The 19,414-nt window shown below is 35.4% G+C and carries 18 protein-coding genes; 1 reads left to right on the plus strand and 17 read right to left on the minus strand.

The genetic code is table 11. The features are described 5' to 3' along the window. Positions 1 to 12 precede the first annotated feature (12 nt). From H3T54_RS12110 to H3T54_RS09460, 15 genes are all read right to left on the minus strand, one after another. Positions 13 to 2,991, minus strand: a complete 2,979-nt coding sequence (locus tag H3T54_RS12110; protein ID WP_370527374.1) for a DNA translocase FtsK 4TM domain-containing protein — start codon at positions 2,989 to 2,991, stop codon at positions 13 to 15. Positions 2,992 to 3,082: 91 nt separating this feature from the next. Then, entirely contained in the window at positions 3,083 to 3,613 is a 531-nt protein-coding gene (locus tag H3T54_RS09395) for a gamma carbonic anhydrase family protein (RefSeq protein ID WP_198222229.1), read from the minus strand. After that, positions 3,610 to 4,857, minus strand: coding sequence for a Bcr/CflA family multidrug efflux MFS transporter (locus tag H3T54_RS09400; protein WP_198222231.1), 1,248 nt, complete (start codon positions 4,855 to 4,857; stop codon positions 3,610 to 3,612). The genes H3T54_RS09395 and H3T54_RS09400 overlap by 4 nt, the downstream gene beginning before the upstream one ends. A 66-nt stretch (positions 4,858 to 4,923) precedes the next feature. Next, complete coding sequence (gene rsuA / locus H3T54_RS09405; protein ID WP_198222233.1) at positions 4,924 to 5,613, minus strand: 16S rRNA pseudouridine(516) synthase RsuA; 690 nt, start codon at positions 5,611 to 5,613, stop codon at positions 4,924 to 4,926. 15 nt (positions 5,614 to 5,628) lie between these two features. After that, positions 5,629 to 6,366 carry a class I SAM-dependent methyltransferase gene (locus H3T54_RS09410; protein ID WP_198222235.1) on the minus strand — a complete coding sequence of 246 codons (738 nt, stop codon included), beginning with the start codon at positions 6,364 to 6,366 and terminating at the stop codon, positions 5,629 to 5,631. After that, complete coding sequence (gene prlC, locus H3T54_RS09415) at positions 6,353 to 8,380, minus strand: oligopeptidase A (protein ID WP_198222237.1); 2,028 nt, start codon at positions 8,378 to 8,380, stop codon at positions 6,353 to 6,355. The genes H3T54_RS09410 and prlC overlap by 14 nt, the downstream gene beginning before the upstream one ends. Before the next feature lie 95 nt (positions 8,381 to 8,475). Then, positions 8,476 to 8,733 carry a BolA family protein gene (locus H3T54_RS09420; RefSeq protein ID WP_065613967.1) on the minus strand — a complete coding sequence of 86 codons (258 nt, stop codon included), beginning with the start codon at positions 8,731 to 8,733 and terminating at the stop codon, positions 8,476 to 8,478. Between the two features lie 84 nt (positions 8,734 to 8,817). After that, positions 8,818 to 9,090: an STAS domain-containing protein gene (locus H3T54_RS09425; RefSeq protein WP_198222239.1), complete on the minus strand. Its 273-nt coding sequence runs from the start codon at positions 9,088 to 9,090 to the stop codon at positions 8,818 to 8,820. Between the two features lie 6 nt (positions 9,091 to 9,096). After that, complete coding sequence (gene mlaC, locus H3T54_RS09430; RefSeq protein ID WP_110448422.1) at positions 9,097 to 9,741, minus strand: phospholipid-binding protein MlaC; 645 nt, start codon at positions 9,739 to 9,741, stop codon at positions 9,097 to 9,099. Positions 9,742 to 9,743: 2 nt separating this feature from the next. After that, entirely contained in the window at positions 9,744 to 10,328 is a 585-nt protein-coding gene (gene mlaD, locus H3T54_RS09435; protein WP_198222241.1) for an outer membrane lipid asymmetry maintenance protein MlaD, read from the minus strand. Between the two features lie 11 nt (positions 10,329 to 10,339). Further along, entirely contained in the window at positions 10,340 to 11,119 is a 780-nt protein-coding gene (mlaE, locus tag H3T54_RS09440) for a lipid asymmetry maintenance ABC transporter permease subunit MlaE (RefSeq protein WP_086362848.1), read from the minus strand. Further along, positions 11,119 to 11,934 (minus strand): phospholipid ABC transporter ATP-binding protein MlaF, encoded by an 816-nt coding sequence (gene mlaF / locus H3T54_RS09445; RefSeq protein ID WP_086362849.1) that lies wholly within the window; start codon positions 11,932 to 11,934, stop codon positions 11,119 to 11,121. Before mlaF ends, mlaE begins: the two co-directional genes overlap by 1 nt. A gap of 257 nt (positions 11,935 to 12,191) precedes the next feature. After that, positions 12,192 to 12,791: a methionine ABC transporter permease gene (locus tag H3T54_RS09450; RefSeq protein WP_363317459.1), complete on the minus strand. Its 600-nt coding sequence runs from the start codon at positions 12,789 to 12,791 to the stop codon at positions 12,192 to 12,194. Between the two features lie 98 nt (positions 12,792 to 12,889). Continuing rightward, complete coding sequence (locus H3T54_RS09455) at positions 12,890 to 13,933, minus strand: methionine ABC transporter ATP-binding protein (protein WP_198222243.1); 1,044 nt, start codon at positions 13,931 to 13,933, stop codon at positions 12,890 to 12,892. Between the two features lie 13 nt (positions 13,934 to 13,946). After that, positions 13,947 to 15,083 (minus strand): amidohydrolase, encoded by a 1,137-nt coding sequence (locus H3T54_RS09460; protein WP_198222245.1) that lies wholly within the window; start codon positions 15,081 to 15,083, stop codon positions 13,947 to 13,949. 183 nt (positions 15,084 to 15,266) lie between these two features. Here H3T54_RS09460 and H3T54_RS09465 point away from each other — a divergent pair, with 183 nt between their 5' ends. Then, positions 15,267 to 16,115, plus strand: coding sequence for a MetQ/NlpA family ABC transporter substrate-binding protein (locus tag H3T54_RS09465; RefSeq protein WP_110448418.1), 849 nt, complete (start codon positions 15,267 to 15,269; stop codon positions 16,113 to 16,115). Positions 16,116 to 16,143: 28 nt separating this feature from the next. On the opposite strand, the gene H3T54_RS09470 is transcribed toward H3T54_RS09465, so the two are convergent. Together H3T54_RS09470 and pepN are read right to left on the minus strand one after the other, a co-directional pair. Continuing rightward, positions 16,144 to 16,476 (minus strand): rhodanese-like domain-containing protein, encoded by a 333-nt coding sequence (locus H3T54_RS09470; protein WP_081298763.1) that lies wholly within the window; start codon positions 16,474 to 16,476, stop codon positions 16,144 to 16,146. Between the two features lie 151 nt (positions 16,477 to 16,627). Continuing rightward, complete coding sequence (gene pepN / locus H3T54_RS09475; RefSeq protein ID WP_198222247.1) at positions 16,628 to 19,261, minus strand: aminopeptidase N; 2,634 nt, start codon at positions 19,259 to 19,261, stop codon at positions 16,628 to 16,630. Positions 19,262 to 19,414 lie beyond the last annotated feature (153 nt).

The following is a 19,414-nucleotide window of genomic DNA, read 5'->3' on the forward strand; positions in this document are numbered from 1 at the left end:
TTACAATTAAGCTTAATAATCATTATGAGATGCTTGAGCAAGTACTTCTCGATTACCATTATGGGCAGGTGCACTTATAATGCCTTCCATTTCCATTTGTTCCACAATTCGTGCGGCTCGGTTATAACCAATTCTAAATTTACGTTGGACACTGGATATTGATGCTCTACGTGTTTCAATGACGAAAGAAACCACTTGATCAAATAGTGGATCGAGTTCTTCATCAATAGTATCAAAGCTACCACTTTCACTATCATCAGTTGAGACTGTTACATTTTCAATATATTTAGGTTTACCACGGGCTTTCCAATCTTGTACGACGGCATGAACTTCTTCATCACGGACAAAAGCGCCATGAACACGAACAGGAATAGAGCTATTAGGTGCTAAATAGAGCATATCCCCCATACCAAGCAGAGATTCCGCACCCATTTGATCTAAAATGGTTCGTGAGTCAATTTTACTTGAAACTGTAAATGCAATACGGGTTGGTATGTTAGCTTTAATTAAACCGGTAATAACATCAACAGAAGGTCTTTGAGTTGCTAGTACCAAATGAATACCTGCAGCTCGGGCTTTTTGTGCTAGTCGAGCAATTAACTCTTCAACTTTTTTACCAACAGCCATAATTAAATCGGCAAATTCATCAACCATAACCACAATATATGGAAGTTTTTCAAGCGTCGGCATTTCTAGATCCATACTATCGGTTGGTTTCCAAAGTGGATCAGGAATTGGTCGCCCCATCTCTTCAGCGAGCTTGATTTTCTCATTAAAACCAGCAATGTTACGCACCCCTAACGCTGACATTAATCGATAGCGTTTTTCCATTTCATTCACACACCAGTTAAGAGCATTTGCCGCATCTTTCATATCGGTGACGACTTGAGTTAATAGGTGTGGTATTCCTTCATAGATAGAGAGCTCTAACATTTTAGGATCAATCATGATGAACCTAACATCTTCCGGTTGTGATTTGTATAAAATGCTTAATATCATGGCATTAACACCAACCGATTTTCCTGAACCTGTTGTCCCTGCGACTAATAAGTGAGGCATTTTTGCTAAATCAGCAACTACCGATTGTCCAGCAATGTCTTTTCCTAAAACGACAGTAAGTGGAGATTGAGCGTTTTTGAATTGTGGACTATCTAATACTTCTCTGAAATAAACGGTTTGTCGATTTTGATTAGGTAATTCAATACCGACATAAGGTTTACCAGGTATTACTTCTACAACCCTCACTGATGGCATAGATAAGGAACGAGCTAAATCTCGATCCAGTGTTGATATTCTGGCAGCTTTGATACCCGGAGCTAGTTCAATTTCAAACCTCGTAATCACTGGTCCTGGTAAATAATCAACAACGCGTGCTTTTACTCGATAATCAGATAAACTTTTTTCAATTTGCTGTGACATTGCATTTAAGGCAACATGATCAACTTCAATTCGTGTCGTTGGTGGTGGCGTTAATAAACTTAACGACGGTAATGGGGTAGTTGGCTTGGGTAAAGGTTTATCATTACGTTGTAATAACGGATGAATTAAGCTTTCTCCCTCATCTTCATTATCTTCTTCGCTATTTTCATCGATAATCGGTGCCGTTTGAGTTAAAGAGATTAGTGGTTGTGTCGTTTCTTCGATAGCAACATCATTTAAATAAATATCGTCTATAGTAGGATTTTCTTGTTTAAGAAGTGAGATATCAACATCTTCAGGTATCTCAAAGTTGTCTGGAATATCATTGGTTTGATAATGATTATATTCTGGGGTAATAATGCTTAGTGATATTTCATCCTCAACTGGTTGTATTACAGTTGGTTCTATCACACTCTCGTTATTAAAAGTAGGATGATTTATATTTATTTCAGGTTCATGATGTTCCATAGTAAATAACGGTTTACTTGGCGCATCGGCAATCGTGTATTTATCTTCTTCGAATGGTTGAATGATATCTTGACTATCCTTTTGCTCATTAGATTCCGCCAAATTAGTAGAATTAGTTGTACCACCTTCATTCATATTTTTTAAAATGGTTTCCATTCGCGCTAATATTGCATCAGGATCAAGGTCTTTTTTGGCTACCTTTTCAGTTACATCATGAGTTTCGTCTGTAGTAGCATTGTTAGCTTCGATCGTTTGTAATAATTGAGCTGCCGTTTTTATGAATTTTTCATCATTTTGTAATGAAATCGGATCTGGATCTATTGTTGATTCGGCTTTTTCTGTATCTATTTTAGCGGCTATTTCTGCAGTATTCGTAGCCAAGTTGGTTAGTTCAAGACTATCTTGGCTACTACCATCCATATTAAGATGTAAATCAATCTGTGGTTCTTTTTCTTCTATAGATGCTTCATCATTTTGATTTTGCTCAACTGATTGTGTCACTTTATCTGGCGTAAATAACCATTTTATTGGCGATAGTATTAACATAACTAACGCCCCGATTTTTTCAAATAGATAAAGCCAAGAAAAGCCAGTCAATAATGTAACACAAGCTAAGGTTGTTGCTAGTAAAGCTAAAGAGGTTACTAAGCTGCTCATAACGGGTAACAAACTTTCAATAACTATTGAGCCTAGATAACCACCGGCTTGGAATTGTTCTGGGTCACGAATATTTAAGGTAAAAAAACCACAACAACTAAGTACAAAAGCTAATATACCAATAATTCGAAATGAAACACTGAAATAGTTAATTGGCTCATTACTATGACGATAAAAATAGCCCATTAACTGTAAACAAAAGAAAATGATAATAATAGGTAAACTAAAAGCAATCAGTCCAAAAAATTGAAATACGATATCAGCAGCATATGCACCAATATAACCACCAAAATTGCTAATAGGATTATGCCAAGCCGTACGTGACCACCCCGGATCCGATGGGTTGTAAGTAAAAAGTGATAAAAATAAACAAACAGACAATCCTATTAATGTTAATAGAATTAATTGAATAACAATCTGTCTTCTAGTAATTTTAAATTTTTTCAAACACGTACCTAAAAGCTATTTTAATTAAAATTTTAGCTATTTTATCATAAATTAAACCCACTTATAGCGTGAATGAGAGATAAAAAATAATTTATTGATATGAATTCAATTCGATCAAGGTTTGATTAAATCTTTGCGCATTTAATACATAGTGTTGAGCATTTGTAATGTTGGCTAGAATTTCTTTCTCAGTCAATTTACGAATAATTTTAGCTGGAGATCCCATAATTAGGCAACCTTCTTCATATGGTAAGCTGTGAGTGACCAGCGAGTTAGCGCCTACTAAGCAATTTTTGGCAATTTTAGCATTATTTAAAATTGTGCTACCCATACCAATTAAAACATTATCTTCTACCGTGCAGCTATGTAAAATGACGTTATGGCCAATTGTCACGTTTTCACCAATAATACATGGGACATCAGTTTCAATATGAATAGTAGTGTTATCTTGAACATTACTGTTTTTACCAATATGTATCTTGGCGATATCACCACGTAAAACTGCATTAAACCAAATAGATACATTTTCATCTAAAACCACATCACCAATAATATCGGCAGATTTGGCAATAAAGCAAGTTGGATTAATTTGTGGTTTTAAGTTGTCTAATTGATAAATCATGTTTTTTTCCTTGTTATATTTCTAACACTCAAAAATAAACCGACGGCTAAGAAGTTACAGATCACCATTGAACCAACCATTAACCATTCAGTTAAATTATTCGTAACTGAGGTTGTAGTCTGTGTTGAAACGAGTGTAGAAAGTAAAACACCAATAGCGCCGGCAACAGCAAAGCGAATTGTGCCTGCAAGTGAGGATGCGGTTCCGGCGATATGAGAATAACAATCAAGAATTACCGCCATGCAATTCCCTCCTATGGTTGAAATACAACCGATATAACCAGCAATAAATATGACTAAAAAGAAAAATCCTAAGTAAAATATACTGGTAATTGCCATACCAATTGTCATTACAAACTGAATTAATAATCCTAATTGTATCATTTTTATCGAGCCAACTCGTCGTACCAGGCGGCTATTTAGGGTGTTCATAAATATCATAACTAAAATATTTATAGCAAAGTAATAACCAAAATTGATTGAAGCAACACCATGTAAATTAATATAAACAAATGGCCCCAGACTGAGAAATGAGAATAGTCCTGCTCCAGAAAATGCGCCAATCATCATATAAGTAAATACTTGCCTATGTCTAAATAACGCAATGAAATTGCTTAAAATTCTAATTATGCTAAATTTATCACGTTTCGATTTGGCTAAGGTTTCTGGGATATTGATTGTTACCAAGCCTAGGCAGATGATAGCCATTAAACTAAGAACATAAAAGTTTGCTTGCCAGTCAAACCAAAATAGAATAAAACCGCCAATAATTGGTGCAAGTAGTGGGGCAATATTGGAGATGAGCATGACAAAAGACATCATTTTTGAAAACTCATCACGATCACGATAAATATCTTTCATTAATGCATTAATGACAATTGTAGTTGCTGATGCCGCTATGCCATGAAAAAAGCGGGCAGTAATTAATTGATTTATATTAGCAGCTAGACCACAACATAATGCAGCAATGATGAAGATAATTAGCCCAAAAGTTAAAACTTTTCGTCGTCCATAGCTATCGGTTAGGGGCCCAAATAAAAGTTGGCCTAGTGAAAATCCTAATAAATAACAACTTATCGTTAATTGTACAGTGGAGTCAGCAACATTAAATTTTTCGGCAATAGTTGGCATACTTGGTAAATACATATCAATGGATAATGGCATCAACATTGATATTAAACCAAGAATAAAAATGAGTGCTTGTTTAGAAACTTTGATTTCTATTTGCGGATCTTGTGTTTGCACGTCGTCATTCCTTTGGAGCTAAAATTTAGCAAAAAAATCATTATTTATTCAATCTAATCAAAAATACTAATTAAACGAATTGATCTCGTCCTGAGTAAGTGGCCGATATTCACCTTCAGGTATATCAAGAACAATATTGCCGATCTGTTTGCGATGTAATTGGGTGACATGGTTATTTACCGCTGCGAACATTCGTTTTACTTGGTGATATCGCCCTTCGCTTATAGTGAGTTCTGCATGATAATCGTCAATGATAATCAATTTAGCTGGTTCGGTCAGAGTTTTTTCACTTTTTAACTGAATGCCTTGTTTAAAGATATCAATAAGATTAGCGGTAAGTGGTTGTTCAACCGTCACTTGATAAACTTTTTCACAATGATGTTTAGGTGATGTTATACGATGTGACCACTTACCATCATCGGTTAATAAAACCAAACCAGTGGTATCAAGATCCAGTCTGCCTGCTGAATGCAGTTTTTCTGCCATAGGTTCATCAATAAAATAGAGGATAGTTGGATGATCTGGATCATCAGTAGAGCAGACATAACCTTGTGGTTTATTGAGCATAAAGTAGCGATTTTCGGTAATAGGTACGATTTCGAAACCATCATATTCTACAATTTGATCTGGTGAGATATGATAAGCACCTGATTTGACAATATTACCATTAACGGTAACTTTTTGGGCTTTAAGTTCTTTACTGACTATTGTTCGACTCACACCTAAATGGTGAGCAAGAAATTTATCCAGTCGCATATTTAAATACTGTTCCTATATACAATCTAATGGTGTATAAATATCAAAACGATGATTTTTAGTTTTAATTTCAGCCGTTGGTTTTTGATTGGCTAAAAATGGTGCATAATCAGGCCGTTTGACAACAACTCGTTTTTTGGCTAATCGCCTTGCCGGTTCGAGCAAACTTTCGGCATCAAGATCACTACCGACTAATTGTTGAAAAATACGCATCTCTTTTTTGACTAATGCACTTTTTTGTCGATGTGGAAACATCGGATCAAGATACACAACATCAGGTTGATTGTGATATAAGCTGAGTCCATGTAAACTTGAATTATAAATTAAACATAACTGTTTTTGTAATAGTTGACCAATAGTCGGATCTTGATAAGCACGATCAAGTCCATCAGCGAGTAACGCTGCGACTACCGGATGACGCTCAAACATTGTAACCTGACAGCCAATAGAAGCTAATACGAAGGCATCTCGTCCTAATCCTGCAGTGGCATCTATAACGGTTGGTAAGTAATTACCTTTTACGCCAACGGCTTTAGCGATTGCTTCACCACGACCACCACCAAATTGACGACGATGTGCCATTGTGCCTGACACAAAATTAACTGCGACTGCACCTAATTTTGGCTCATCGGTTTTTTGTAACTCAAGTTGATGAGCTTGACTAACTAAAACAAATGGAAGTTCGATATGATCAGATAACCACTGCTCAGCTAATTGTTTCAGCTGAGCAGTATTGACATTAGTGGATTCCATAGTGACGAAGTAATGCCTCAAGTTGTGGCTCACGACCACGGAAATTTTTAAACAATGTCATAGGTTCATCACTGCCACCCTGAGACAAAATATGATCAAGAAATGCATTACCGGTTGATTCATTAAAAATCCCTTCTTCTTCAAAACGAGAAAATGCATCTGCTGATAAAACTTCCGCCCAAAGATAACTATAATAACCTGCGGCATAACCACCGGCAAAAATATGGCTAAACGCATGTGGGAAGCGTCCCCAATCAACAGTAGGTACCACTGCAACTTGTTGTCTGACCTGTTTTAATGTCTCTAAAATATCCGGTGTTTTGTTACTATGTAATTTAAAATCAAATAAACCAAATTCTAATTGACGTAAAATAAATAATGCTGCTTGGAAGTTTTTGGCATCTAGCATTTTATCTAACATCTCTTTAGGTAAAGGTTCTCCAGTTTGATAATGACCGGAGATAAATTCTAAAGCCTCAGGTTGCCAGCACCAATTCTCTAAAAATTGACTTGGTAATTCAACGGCATCCCATGGAACTCCATTAATACCTGCTACCGATGACACCTCAATTTCAGTCAACATATGATGTAATCCATGACCAAATTCATGGAACAACGTGGTGACTTCATTGTGGGTGAATAATGCTGGTTTGTCACCAATTGGGCGATTAAAGTTACAGGTTAAATAAGCTACAGGTTTTTGCAAGTGACCATCGGCAAAACGCATTTGGCCAATACAATCATCCATCCAAGCTCCACCACGTTTATGCTCACGAGCATATAAGTCGAGATAAAAACTACCTTTTAATTCTCCATTGGCAGCATAAAGATCATAAAATTTTACCTCTGGCGCCCAAACTTCTACGTCATTGCGTTGTTTAGCGGTAATACCGAAAATACGACGCACGACTTCAAATAATCCACTAACGACACGTTGTTCAGGGAAATAGGGACGAAGCTCTTCATCATTGATAGTATATAGATGTTGTTTTTGTTTTTCGCTGTAATAAGCGATATCCCAAGGTTTAATATCACTAGCTCCAAAGAACTCATAAGCATATCTTTTTAAATCGGCTAACTCTTTTTCACCTTGCGGTTTGGCCTTGCTAGCTAAATCAGTTAAAAAGGCAGTAACTTGCGAGGTTGTTTCAGCCATTTTGGTTGCTAATGATTTGTCAGCATAAGTTTCAAAACCGAGTAATTTAGCGAGTTCATCACGGAGTGATAAAATTTGTTTAATAATATCGGTATTATCCCATTTACCTGCATTAGGCCCTTGATCGGATGCGCGAGTATTATATGCTTGATAAAGTTCAAAGCGTAAGTCTCGATTATCACAGTAAGTCATAATCGGTAAATAACTTGGCATATCTAAAGTCAGTAACCAACCTTTTTGATTTTTAGCTTTTGCCTGTTCTTTTGCTGCTGCTAAGGCACTTTCAGGTAATCCAGACAAGTCATCAACATTAATAATTAGTTTGGACCATCCCATTGTTGCATCTAATACATTGTTACTATATTGCGATGATAATTCTGAAAGTTTAGCAACAATTTCACCATAACGTTTTTGTTTATCATCTGATAAACCGATTCCAGATAATTCAAAATCACGTAAGGCATTGTCGATTACTTTTTTCTGTGCCTTACTTAAATTTTCATAATGCTTGCTATCTTTAAGTTGTTTGTAAGCTTGATATAATTGTTTATGTTGTCCAACCCAAGTGCTGTATTCCGAGAGTAATGGTAAACAAGCTTCATAAGCTTCACGTAATTCAGGACTATTTTTCACTGAATTAAGATGACTAACTGGTGACCACGCTCGGCTAAATTTTTCATCCATTTCATCAATGGGTTGTATTAGGTTATCCCAAGTGTATTCACTATTTTGTTCCAATACTGATTCGATTGTTTTACGACAGTTGTTTAATGTCTCTTGAATAGCAGGCAGAACATGCTCAGGTTTAATTTTTGAAAATTGGGGTAATGATGAATTGCTTAATAGTGGGTTAGTCATACTGCGATACCTTATGCGAATGATTATGGTTCTTAATAAAACATTATGTTGTGGCTAAAAACCTTAATTCAAGTCAAAATGCTGATTGGGTTTAATTATAAACCCATTAATTTACGCTCACGTTGCCATTCAGTCGGTGTATATGTTTTGATTGATAATGCATGGATCCGATTATCATTAATAAATTCGGCTAAAGGTGCATATATAGCTTGTTGTTTTTTTACTCGACTTAATTCGGCAAAGATTTCACTAACTGCAATAACTTGAAAGTGGCTGCCATCATCTGTCATTACATGAACATCATCGAGGTCGAGTGAACTTTTTAATTTAGCTATAATTTCTTGCTTATCCATTATTTAAACTCTTATTATCTATATTTTGTTTATTAAAAAAATTTTGAGGAAAGGGGGGTTTTTATTATGAATTTGCATAAACAGTTACTGATTAATAACCGTTTGCAAATCATAAAGTTCAATTAATGTTTGTAACTGGGGGCTGATCCCGGTTAATTTGATATTATATTGGTTACAAAAATAGACCAGTGTCGCGAGCCCAGAAGAGTCAACGCGGGTAACTTGAGTTACATTAATATCCGTTACACCATTTAAAAGTGTATTTTGTGTTGACCATAAATCATTTAATGAGTGAGCATCAAGCTCACCGATTAAATTAAGTATATTTTGTTGTTTTTCTGCTTGGATTCGCGACATGATGAACTAACCTTTTTGTTTAGCGTTTGGATCAATATTGCGATTAGATAGATCATTTAACTGTTTAGTTAATGCATCAATTCCATCTTGGCGTAAAATTGTTGACCATTCATTTTGTTTGGTTGTAATCATACTTACGCCTTCAGCTATTAAATCATAAGCTTTCCATTCACCAGTTACGGTATTTTTTCGCCATTGGAAATCAATTCGTAACGGTTGTTGATTTTTATCTGGTTGATTTAGTAATACGCGGATAGAAATTAACGATTTACCGGTTAAATCTTTTGAGGTTTCAACTTGATAAGATTGACCGTTATACATTGAAAGTGCCTGGGCAAAGGCTTGAACTAGATAGTTTTCGAAAGCTTTGAAATAAGCCGTACGTTGTGTGTCAGTTGCCGTTTTATACGCATTACCTAAAATGAGTGCACCAGCATATTTAACTTGTACATAAGGTAGTAAGTCAGCTCTGACAATATCTTTAAGTTTATTTGGATTTGATTTAAGCGTCGCTGATTGCGCTTTCATAGTGCTAAAAATTTTGTCTGCTGCAACTTGCATATCTTTATATGGGTCATTTTCTGCAAACGCTGCTGTACTTATCATTAATGCAAGTATTAAAAATAAACTTTGTTTCAATCTGGTTAACATAATTACTCCTTACTTTCGTTAGTATTTTGTTTTTTGTCTTTATCTGACGATCCACCAGCACTATATAAAAACTGTCCAATTAAATCTTCAATAACCATTGCTGGTTTAGTATTGTTAATCACATAACCGTCTATAAGATAAACAGGCTTCTTGTTGACATTATTATTGGTTGGTGCAGAGGCATCATCTGCATCTAAAGCATCTAATTCCTGTTCAATGTTTTGATCTAACCCAAAATTAATATCAATGAATTGTTCACCTAATAGGCCTGAAGTTTTGATAGAAAGTGAACTAGAACTCGGAATTTTATCGTATTGGGCATCTAGATCCATAGTAACATAAGGTTTATAAACATCACCATTATCTGATTTTAAACTAATATTACTGACACGACCAATTACTACCCCACCAATTTTAATTGGTGATCTTACCTTTAATCCACCAATATTATCAAATACAGCATAAACACGGTAAGAATTATGACTAGCAAAAGATGTTGGGTCAGTAACTCTAAAGCATAAAAAGAGTACTGAGCAGATCACCAGTACCATAAATAATCCTACTGTAATTTCAACTTTACGACTCATGTTTAATGACCTCAATTACTAAACATTAATGCGGTTAAAATAAAATCTAACCCCAAAATAACTAATGATGAATAGACAACAGTGTTGGTTGTTGCCCGACTGATTCCTTCTGATGTTGGTACGCAATCATAACCATTAAATAATGCAATCCATGTACTAGCGATTGCAAAAGCAAAGCTTTTTATAAAACAATTGCCTAAATCGTGCCACCAATCGACATTACTTTGAATAGAAGACCAAAAAAATCCAGCATCAATACCTTTCCAATCAACACCGACTAATACTCCGCCTAAAATACCAACAGCGACAAAAATTGCGGTTAAAAATGGCATACAGAAAAATCCCGCCCAAAACCGTGGTGCAATAATTCTTCTTAATGGATCGATCGCCATCATCTCCATACTTGACAATTGTTCAGTGGCCTTCATTAATCCTATTTCGGCAGTTAGGGCTGAACCAGCTCGGCCGGCAAAAAGTAATCCCGCAACCACAGGACCAAGCTCTCGTAATAAAGCAAGGGCAACTAGCATCCCTAAACTTGCTTCGGCACCAAAGGTAGTTAAAATAAAATAACCTTGTAACGCCAATACCATACCTATAAAAAGACCAGATACGATAATAATGGAAAGCGATTGTACACCGACAAAATAAAATTGTTTAACAAGTAATGGAAATTGTTTGCTAAATTGAGGTTTACCGATAAGTGCACCAAATAGCATAACTCCTGAGCGGCCTAACATAGCAATAATATTAATTATTGATTGACCAAGTTTTGCAATTAAGTTCAACATTAGTTTGCACCTCTACTTAGGTCTAATTTGTAATCAACAGCCGGATAATGAAAGGGTACTGGACCATCGGCTAAACCTTCAAGGAATTGCTTAACGCGTAGATCATCATTATTACGCAATTCTTGAGATGTTCCACCAGCAATAATATGTTGTTCAGCAACAATGTATGCATAGTCAGCAATACTTAACACTTCATTAACATCATGGCTAACTACAATACAGGTTAAGCCAAGCGATTGATTGAGTTCAGCAATAAGCTTAACGATCACTCCCATTGATATCGGATCCTGTCCAGCGAATGGTTCATCAAACATAATGAGATCCGGATCGAGAGCGATAGCTCTGGCTAACGCGGCACGCCGAGCCATACCTCCAGATAATTCGGAAGGCATCATATTGGCAGCGCCACGAAGGCCTACTGATTGTAGTTTCATCAAGACTAAATTATGTAAAACTGGCTCAGGTAAATTTAGATGCTCACGTAATGGATAAGCAACATTATCAAATACCGATAAGTCAGTGAATAATGCACCTGATTGAAATAGCATGCTCATGCGTTTACGGACTTCATATAGCCGTGAGCGTGTCATACTAGGCACATCTTCACCATCAAATAAAATTTGACCAGCTTGTGGTTTTAATTGCCCACCAATAAGTCTTAATAGCGTAGTTTTACCTATGCCTGATGGCCCCATGATAGCGGTGACTTTGCCTTTGGGTACCGTTAGGTTCATATTTTTGTAAATAGGCCGAGTACCACGATAAAAAGACATATCGTGAATTTCGACCAAATTTTGCTGTAATGTGTCAGTCACAATGAGTTCCTACACTACTATAATTGAATTTTGAGTATTCTACTTGATTATTGTAAATAAACAAATGCGTTAAATGAATTGGTAATTTTAGCAATAATAAGTATAAAACATAAGGAATTTTATTGTTCATCTTTTTATGCTAATACTTTATCTTAAAAACTTAATGTTAGTTTACGTAATTGGAGCTTTATTGAAATTTCATAGTGGTACTGTTAATCGAGTACCACTATATATTAATTTAATATAGGTTATTGCTGTTACTCATGTCGAGCTTTACGAGCTAAATAATTACCAGTGCTTTGTACAAACTGAATTGCTATAACTAAAATCACGACACAAATGTAGGTGACCGTTGTATCAAAACGTTGATAACCGTATGAAACGGCTAGATCACCAATACCACCAGCACCGATGGCTCCTGCCATCGCAGTTGCACCAATTAAACCAATTGTCGCAGTAGTTAGGGTTAAAATTAAAGAGCTAAAAGCTTCTGGAAGCATAAAATGCCAAATAATTTGTATTGGCGTTGCGCCCATCGATTCAGCAGCTTCAATAATACCACTATTTACATCGAGTAATGAGTTTTCGACTAATCGAGAAATATATGGTGCTACATAGAAGGTTAATGGCACAATTGCTGCTGTTGTGCCTATTGAACTACCAACTATTAATTTGGTTAATGGTAGAATTGCTACTAGTAAGATAATAAAAGGTAATGAGCGAACGAGATTGATAATTGGATTAATTATCTGATAAATCTTTTTATTTTCAAGCAATCCAGACGGTCGAGTAGTGACTAAACAAATACCTAATGGAACGCCAATTAATGATCCTAATGTTAAAGCAAAAACTACCATATACAAAGTTTCATAAGATGCCTGAGCAAATTGTGCACTAGTTACGTTGGTTGCAAAAGTTGTGCTTAAATAATTTATAATATCATTTACTATTTCCATTAGTTGTTCTCCCAATGTTGGATTTCTGTAACGTTTACCCCATGCTCACGAAGAAAATGTACCGATTGTTCGATATTACTATCACTACCTTTTAGTTGAACAAACATGCTGCCCAATACAGTTTTTTCAATTTCTGACATATGAGCAAACAAAATATTGACGACAACTTTTTGTTGTAATATTAACGAATTCATAACAGGTTCAGAGGCTGAACGACCCAGAAATTCAAGCTTAAACAATTTTATATTGTTTTTATCTCCTTCTATCTCTAAGAGATTTTCAACCACTCCCGCTGGGATTTGATCATTAATTACTGAGCTAACAAAATTTTGTGTGGTTTTATGTTTGGGATGACCAAACACATCAAGTACGTTGCCATGTTCAATAATTTTACCTTTTTCCATCACCGCGACTTTATGACAAACCTGTTCTATAACATGCATTTCATGGGTAATTAACACCACTGTAATTTTATATTGATCATTAATTTTTTTGATTAATTCCAAAATTGATTGCGTGGTTTGCGGATCGAGTGCTGATGTAGCTTCATCACAAAGTAAAATATCGGGATCATTGGCCAAAGCCCTAGCGATGCCAATACGTTGTTTTTGGCCTCCTGATAGCTCTTTAGGGTAGCTATGAGCTTTATCACTTAAGCCAACAAACTCAAGCAGTTCATAGACTTTTTGTTTAATCGCTTGTTTGTCTTTTTTGATTAATACTAAAGGAATAGCAATGTTTTCATATACAGTTTTCGATTCAAGTAGATTGAAATGCTGAAAAATCATGCCAATTTTACGGCGTACTTGCCGTAGTTGTGGATTTGATAATTGATTTAATAATTGGTTTTGAATAATAACATTGCCTTGTGTCGGTTTTTCCAGAAAATTTATAAGACGTACAAGTGTACTTTTTCCTGCACCACTATAGCCAATAATGCCGTAAATATCGCCTTTTTGGATGGTTAAATTGATGTTTTGTAATGCTTGAGTCGTAATTCCATTGCGTTCATATTGTTTCGATACATTTTCAAATTTTATCATTATGTTATACCTATCAATGTTTGGCTAATTCAATCAATCCGAGTTGCGCAAGATTTGCGAGATAATTAGCTACTGGCATTATCATATTGCGATTAACTAAAAATTTAGGATGGTGTAGTGCATAGGGGCTTTGCGAGCCAAGATTGATAAATGCACCGGGAACATGATGTAAGTAGTGAGCAAAATCTTCACCGCCGAGTTGTGGTTGAAAGTCAACAACCTCATAACCTTCCTGTTTTGCAATGTTTTGGCAAAAATCGACCCATTTAGCCACGTTTATGATTGATGGTGGTCCATCAAACCATCTTAACTCGGCTTCAGCACCCATACTAAAGGCAATATTTTCGACAATGTTGGTTAGTTGTTGCTTGACCTTTAGCCTTATATCGGGGGTAAGTGTCCTTACGGTACCTTCCATTTCAACTATTTCAGGGATCACATTCCAAGTGTTTCCACCTAAGAATTTGGTAATGCTAACCACTACTGGGTCGAGTCCACTTATTGTACGACTGGAAATTGTTTGTATCGCATTAACAATCTGTGCACCAATGACAATTGGATCAATACCTGATTCAGGTCTTGCAGCGTGTGCTCCAATTCCCTTTACCGTAATTTCAATACGATCTACATTAGCCGAAAATGGGCCTGCTCGTGAAGCCATTTGGTTAATGGTTAAGTTAGGATTATTATGCATACCAAAAATAGCATCAACCCCATTGAGTGCACCAATTTCGATAAAATGTAACGCGCCACTAAAATTTTCTTCGGCTGGCTGAAAAAGAAACCGAACTGTTCCTTTTAGTTGCTGTTCATTAGCTTTTAATAAATAAGCAGCTCCCATTAACACAGATGTATGCAAGTCATGACCACAAGCATGCATAATGCCTTGTTTGGTTGAACGGTATTGACAGTCAGATTGTTCATCTATGGGTAGGGCGTCAATATCTGCTCGTAAGGCAACAACTGGGCTTCCTGAGCCAATTTCGGCGATAACACCAGTTTTTGCCCCCAGTTCTAAAATACGAATGTTAGCTTGTTCTAGGCAAGTTCTTAACTTTTTTGTTGTTTCAAATTCTTGATTGGAAAGTTCTGGATTTTTATGTAAATCAAGAAAAAGTTGCTCAACAATAGGGGCAATCGTGTCAGTCATGGCATATCCAATAGATATCAATTTTTGATACTTTTACGGTAGCACAGCTGACTTTTTTGCTCTAATAATCGTTTTTTATAACTTATTCCAAAAAGTTATAAGATAGAAGTACATGGAATAAATGAATTGTTATTTGTATGTTAGAGTGTTTGTTAAATTTACATTTCACTGAGGATAGTTCAAATGAAAATAAGTTTTATCAAACAAAAATTTGTTAACAATGTTGCACTATTGGCATTATTTAGTTCTATTTTTTTAATTAGCGCATGTGATAACTCATCATCTAAGGTTGATAATCAAACTAAAAAAGAAATCAGTATGGGCGTATCACCAGGGCCATATAATGATCTGTTCAAAGATGCTGTTAAACCAATACTTGAAGCTGAAGGTTATAAAGTTAAATTAGTTAATTTTCCGCATTTATTAGAATCTGATGTAGCATTAAGCGAAGGAAGTATTGATTTAACTGTTGCTCAACATACTGCTTATATGGATGTCTTTAATAGTCAACGTAAAGCTAATTTAAAACCGGTAGTGCATGTACCTTCAGTACCTGCAGCAATATTTTCGAATAAATATACTTCAATCAAAAATGTCTTTTCTGGTGCTAAAATTGGTATTCCTCAAGATGCCTCAAATGCGGCTCGCTCATATAATTTATTGGAAAAAGCCGGTTGGATTAAGTTAAAACCAAATACTAATCCAATTATTGTTAGCAAAAATGATATTGCCGAAAATATTGCTGGTGTAGATATTATTGAAATGGATTCTGCCAATATTCCTAGAGTCTTAAATGAGTTAGACTTTGCCGTTATTCCTGGAAGTATTGTTTATTCTGCCAATATAGATTCGAAAAAAGCGCTGTTATCAGAAACAATTATCCCTGATTTAGAAATTATGGTGGTGGTTAATGGTGGTAATGAAAATAGCCAGTGGGCAAAAGATATAAAACGTATTTATCAGTCGCAGCAATTTAAAGAATATATGAAAGAACACAACCAAAATGGTTATTGGGTCATGCCACAAGAATAATAAGTTTGCCCGTTTAAATACGGGCTATTTAATATTTAGGCATACTGGTATCAATGAGTTGTGCCCATGCGTCAATGCCACCAGTTAAATTATATAGAAAATCACTATCAAAACCATTTTCGACCAAATAGTTAGCTACATTGAGGCTTCTTACGCCATGATGGCAATAAATCACAATATCTACTTCGTCAGGAATTTTATCTAAATAAAGTGGTATTAAATTCATTGGAATATGATTGGCGCCGTCAAGCATACAAATGGCGACTTCATTAGCTTCTCGGACATCAAGTAAATAGAGTGGTGCTTTACTCTCAATTTTTTGTTTTAGTTGTAATGGGCTAATTTCTTTTATCATTGTCATTTTTCAAACTCATTTTAATTTCGGCAAAAATTTTGAGGAACGGGGTTTTTGGTAGCAAATTTGCTGTTGTTTAATTAAAAATCCCACCTTAACTAAATCTTATTGATCAATAACAAGGTGGGATTTTGCTCCTTATAATGCTGTTAATTTATTATGCAGCTAACGCTTTAGTGATTTTTTCATACAGATCTTTAGATAAGTTATCTAGTTTTAATAAGCTTTCTAAAGCAGCTGTCATTTTTTTCTGACGATTTTCGTCATAACGTTTTAATCGAATAAGTGGATCAATAAGTCTTGATGCCACTTGTGGGTTTTTCTGGTTTAGTTCCATTAATATTTCAACTAAGAAATGGTAGCCACTGCCATCTTCAGCATGAAAAGCAACAGGGTTATTGTTAACAAAAGCACCAATTAGACTTCTTATTCGATTTGGATTATTGAGTGAAAAAGAGCGATGATTAAGCAATTTTTTCACTGTTGATAATACATTTTGCTCTGGACTTGTCGCATTTAAAGCCAACCACTTATCCATTACTAAACCATCTTGATACCATTTATCATCGAAATCGGAGAGTAATGTATGTCGACATGTTAATTGCGCTTTTACTGCTGTGGTAAGCGCCGCTAATGAATCTGTCATATTATTGGCTTGTTGATATTGTTGTTCAACTAAAGTATTCGCTAGCGATTTATCGTCAGCATAAGCTAATAATGATAAACAGCAGTTTTTCAACATGCGTTTACCAATGTCAGCATGTTCAATCTGATATTGTGCTGTTTGATTATGATGATAAACCGCAGTTAGTTCATCATAGAGTTCATTAGCAAAGACATTTAATAAGAATTGGCGAACTTGATAAATAGCCATCGGATCAACGATATCAAATAGATTTGCCAATTCATTTTCCGAAGGTAAAGTCAGTATTTGTGCGATAAGTGCTGGTTCAGCGGTATCTGATAGTAATATTCCTCTAAAAGCATCTAATACTGGCTCAGGAATTGTCATTGATAAATTCTGATGATAATTATTTACATTCATACGCACATATTTTGCTAATAACATTTGCGCTACATCGTAACGACTAAAAGCATTGCTGGCATGTTGCATTAAGAATATAAGATCGTGATCTTGATAATTGTAATTGAGTTTTACTGGAGCTGAAAAATCTCTTAATAGTGAAACAATTGGTTTTTCTGAAACATGATCAAAAACAAATTCTTGTCTGGATTGGGTTACATTTAGTACGTGATGAATAGGTTTATTTTGATATTGCAATGCAATTACATCACCATTTTGCTGATAAAGTTCGATATCTAATGGAATATGTAGTGCCTGTTTTTGACTTTGATCTTGCGTTGCTGGCGTATGTTGCTCAACTGTTAATGTATATTGTTGATTTTGTGGATTATAGCTGTCCGTTACTGTTAACACTGGTGTGCCTGACTGACTATACCATAATTTAAACTGAGTTAAATCAATTCCCGATGCATCTTGCATAGCTGCAACAAAATCATCACAAGTTGCTGCACTACCATCATGGCGTTCAAAATAAAGTTTCATACCAGCCTGAAAGTTAGCTTCACCTAATAATGTATGCATCATACGAATCACTTCTGCACCTTTTTCGTATACGGTAACTGTGTAGAAATTATTCATTTCAATTACTTGTTCAGGACGAATCGGATGAGACATTGGGCTTGCATCTTCAGCAAATTGTACTGTGCGTAACAGTTTGACATCAGCAATCCGTTTGACCGATCTGAGTCCTTGATCAGAAGTGAATTCTTGATCTCTAAATACTGTTAATCCTTCTTTTAGGCTAAGTTGGAACCAATCACGACAAGTGACTCGGTTACCGGTCCAATTATGAAAATATTCGTGACCAATTACTGATTCAATACCGATATAATCATCATCAGTGGCAGTTTGTGGTTTAGCAAGGACATATTTAGAATTGAAAATGTTAAGGCCTTTATTTTCCATTGCTCCCATGTTGAAAAAATCAACGGCTACAATCATAAAGATATCTAAATCATATTCTAAATCAAAACGGCTTTCATCCCAGCGCATGGCATTTTTTAAACTGGTCATTGCCCATTGTGAGCGATCTAAATTACCTTTATCGACATAAATTTCCAGATCAATTTTTCGATTAGAACGAGTGATAAAGCGATCTTTTAAAATATCAAAATCACCAGCTACTAATGCGAATAAATAAGCTGGTTTAGGAAATGGATCTTGCCATTGCACCCAGTGTCTACCGTCGGAAAGTTCCCCTTGTGCAATGCGATTACCATTAGATAATAAGTAAGGATATTGTTGTTTGTTAGCGGTAATTCTAGTTGAAAATCGTGCTAGAACATCTGGTCTATCGAGGTAGTAAGTGATGTGGCGGAAACCTTCAGCTTCACATTGCGTGCATAGTGCATCACCAGAAACATATAATCCTTCAAGTGCTGTATTATCGATAGGCTTAATTTGATTAACAATAGTTAAGGTAAATTCAGAAGGAACATTATTAATCGTTAATCCCGTTTTTGTGATTTGATAATCAGACCATGGTTGTTCATCAATATTTACTGAAACTAATTTAAGTTCTTCGCCATCTAATACTAAATCGTTAACTTGAGAATTTTTTTTGATGATATGACTACGGGCGATAACTGTCGTTGTTTCTGCCGCTAAATCGAAATCAAGATCGATGTCAGTAATAGTAAAGTCTGGAGTTTTATAGTCATGACGATATTTAGCAGTCGGTTGTATATCAGTTGTCGTTGTACTCATGTTTATATACCTTTGTAAGTGGTGTGCTAATTATGTATTCTAATTAATCAAAACGGGGTTAATACCCATCAGTATCTATGATTATTTTTCTAAAATAGAATGAATTATATTTATTTATCATTTTGGAATGAATTTCGATTAATTTTACCAAAA

It is taken from the genome of Gilliamella sp. B14384G10, assembly GCF_016101685.1.
Classification (GTDB): Bacteria; Pseudomonadota; Gammaproteobacteria; order Enterobacterales; family Orbaceae; genus Gilliamella; species Gilliamella apis_A.

Bases quoted from the DNA above. Each gene is read 5' to 3' on its own strand.
- H3T54_RS09410 (WP_198222235.1), bottom strand. From the start codon at position 6,366: ATGGAATCCACTAATGTCAATACTGCTCAGCTGAAACAATTAGCTGAG.
- H3T54_RS09470 (WP_081298763.1), bottom strand. From the start codon at position 16,476: ATGACAATGATAAAAGAAATTAGCCCATTACAACTAAAACAAAAAATT.
- pepN (WP_198222247.1), bottom strand. From the start codon at position 19,261: ATGAGTACAACGACAACTGATATACAACCGACTGCTAAATATCGTCAT.
- H3T54_RS09450 (WP_363317459.1), bottom strand. From the start codon at position 12,791: ATGGTAGTTTTTGCTTTAACATTAGGATCATTAATTGGCGTTCCATTA.
- prlC (WP_198222237.1), bottom strand. From the start codon at position 8,380: ATGACTAACCCACTATTAAGCAATTCATCATTACCCCAATTTTCAAAA.
- mlaE (WP_086362848.1), bottom strand. From the start codon at position 11,119: ATGTTGAACTTAATTGCAAAACTTGGTCAATCAATAATTAATATTATT.
- H3T54_RS09395 (WP_198222229.1), bottom strand. From the start codon at position 3,613: ATGATTTATCAATTAGACAACTTAAAACCACAAATTAATCCAACTTGC.
- mlaC (WP_110448422.1), bottom strand. From the start codon at position 9,741: ATGTTAACCAGATTGAAACAAAGTTTATTTTTAATACTTGCATTAATG.
- H3T54_RS09420 (WP_065613967.1), bottom strand. From the start codon at position 8,733: ATGGATAAGCAAGAAATTATAGCTAAATTAAAAAGTTCACTCGACCTC.
- H3T54_RS09425 (WP_198222239.1), bottom strand. From the start codon at position 9,090: ATGTCGCGAATCCAAGCAGAAAAACAACAAAATATACTTAATTTAATC.
- mlaD (WP_198222241.1), bottom strand. From the start codon at position 10,328: ATGAGTCGTAAAGTTGAAATTACAGTAGGATTATTTATGGTACTGGTG.
- H3T54_RS09460 (WP_198222245.1), bottom strand. From the start codon at position 15,083: ATGACTGACACGATTGCCCCTATTGTTGAGCAACTTTTTCTTGATTTA.
- rsuA (WP_198222233.1), bottom strand. From the start codon at position 5,613: ATGCGACTGGATAAATTTCTTGCTCACCATTTAGGTGTGAGTCGAACA.
- H3T54_RS09465 (WP_110448418.1), top strand. From the start codon at position 15,267: ATGAAAATAAGTTTTATCAAACAAAAATTTGTTAACAATGTTGCACTA.
- H3T54_RS09455 (WP_198222243.1), bottom strand. From the start codon at position 13,933: ATGATAAAATTTGAAAATGTATCGAAACAATATGAACGCAATGGAATT.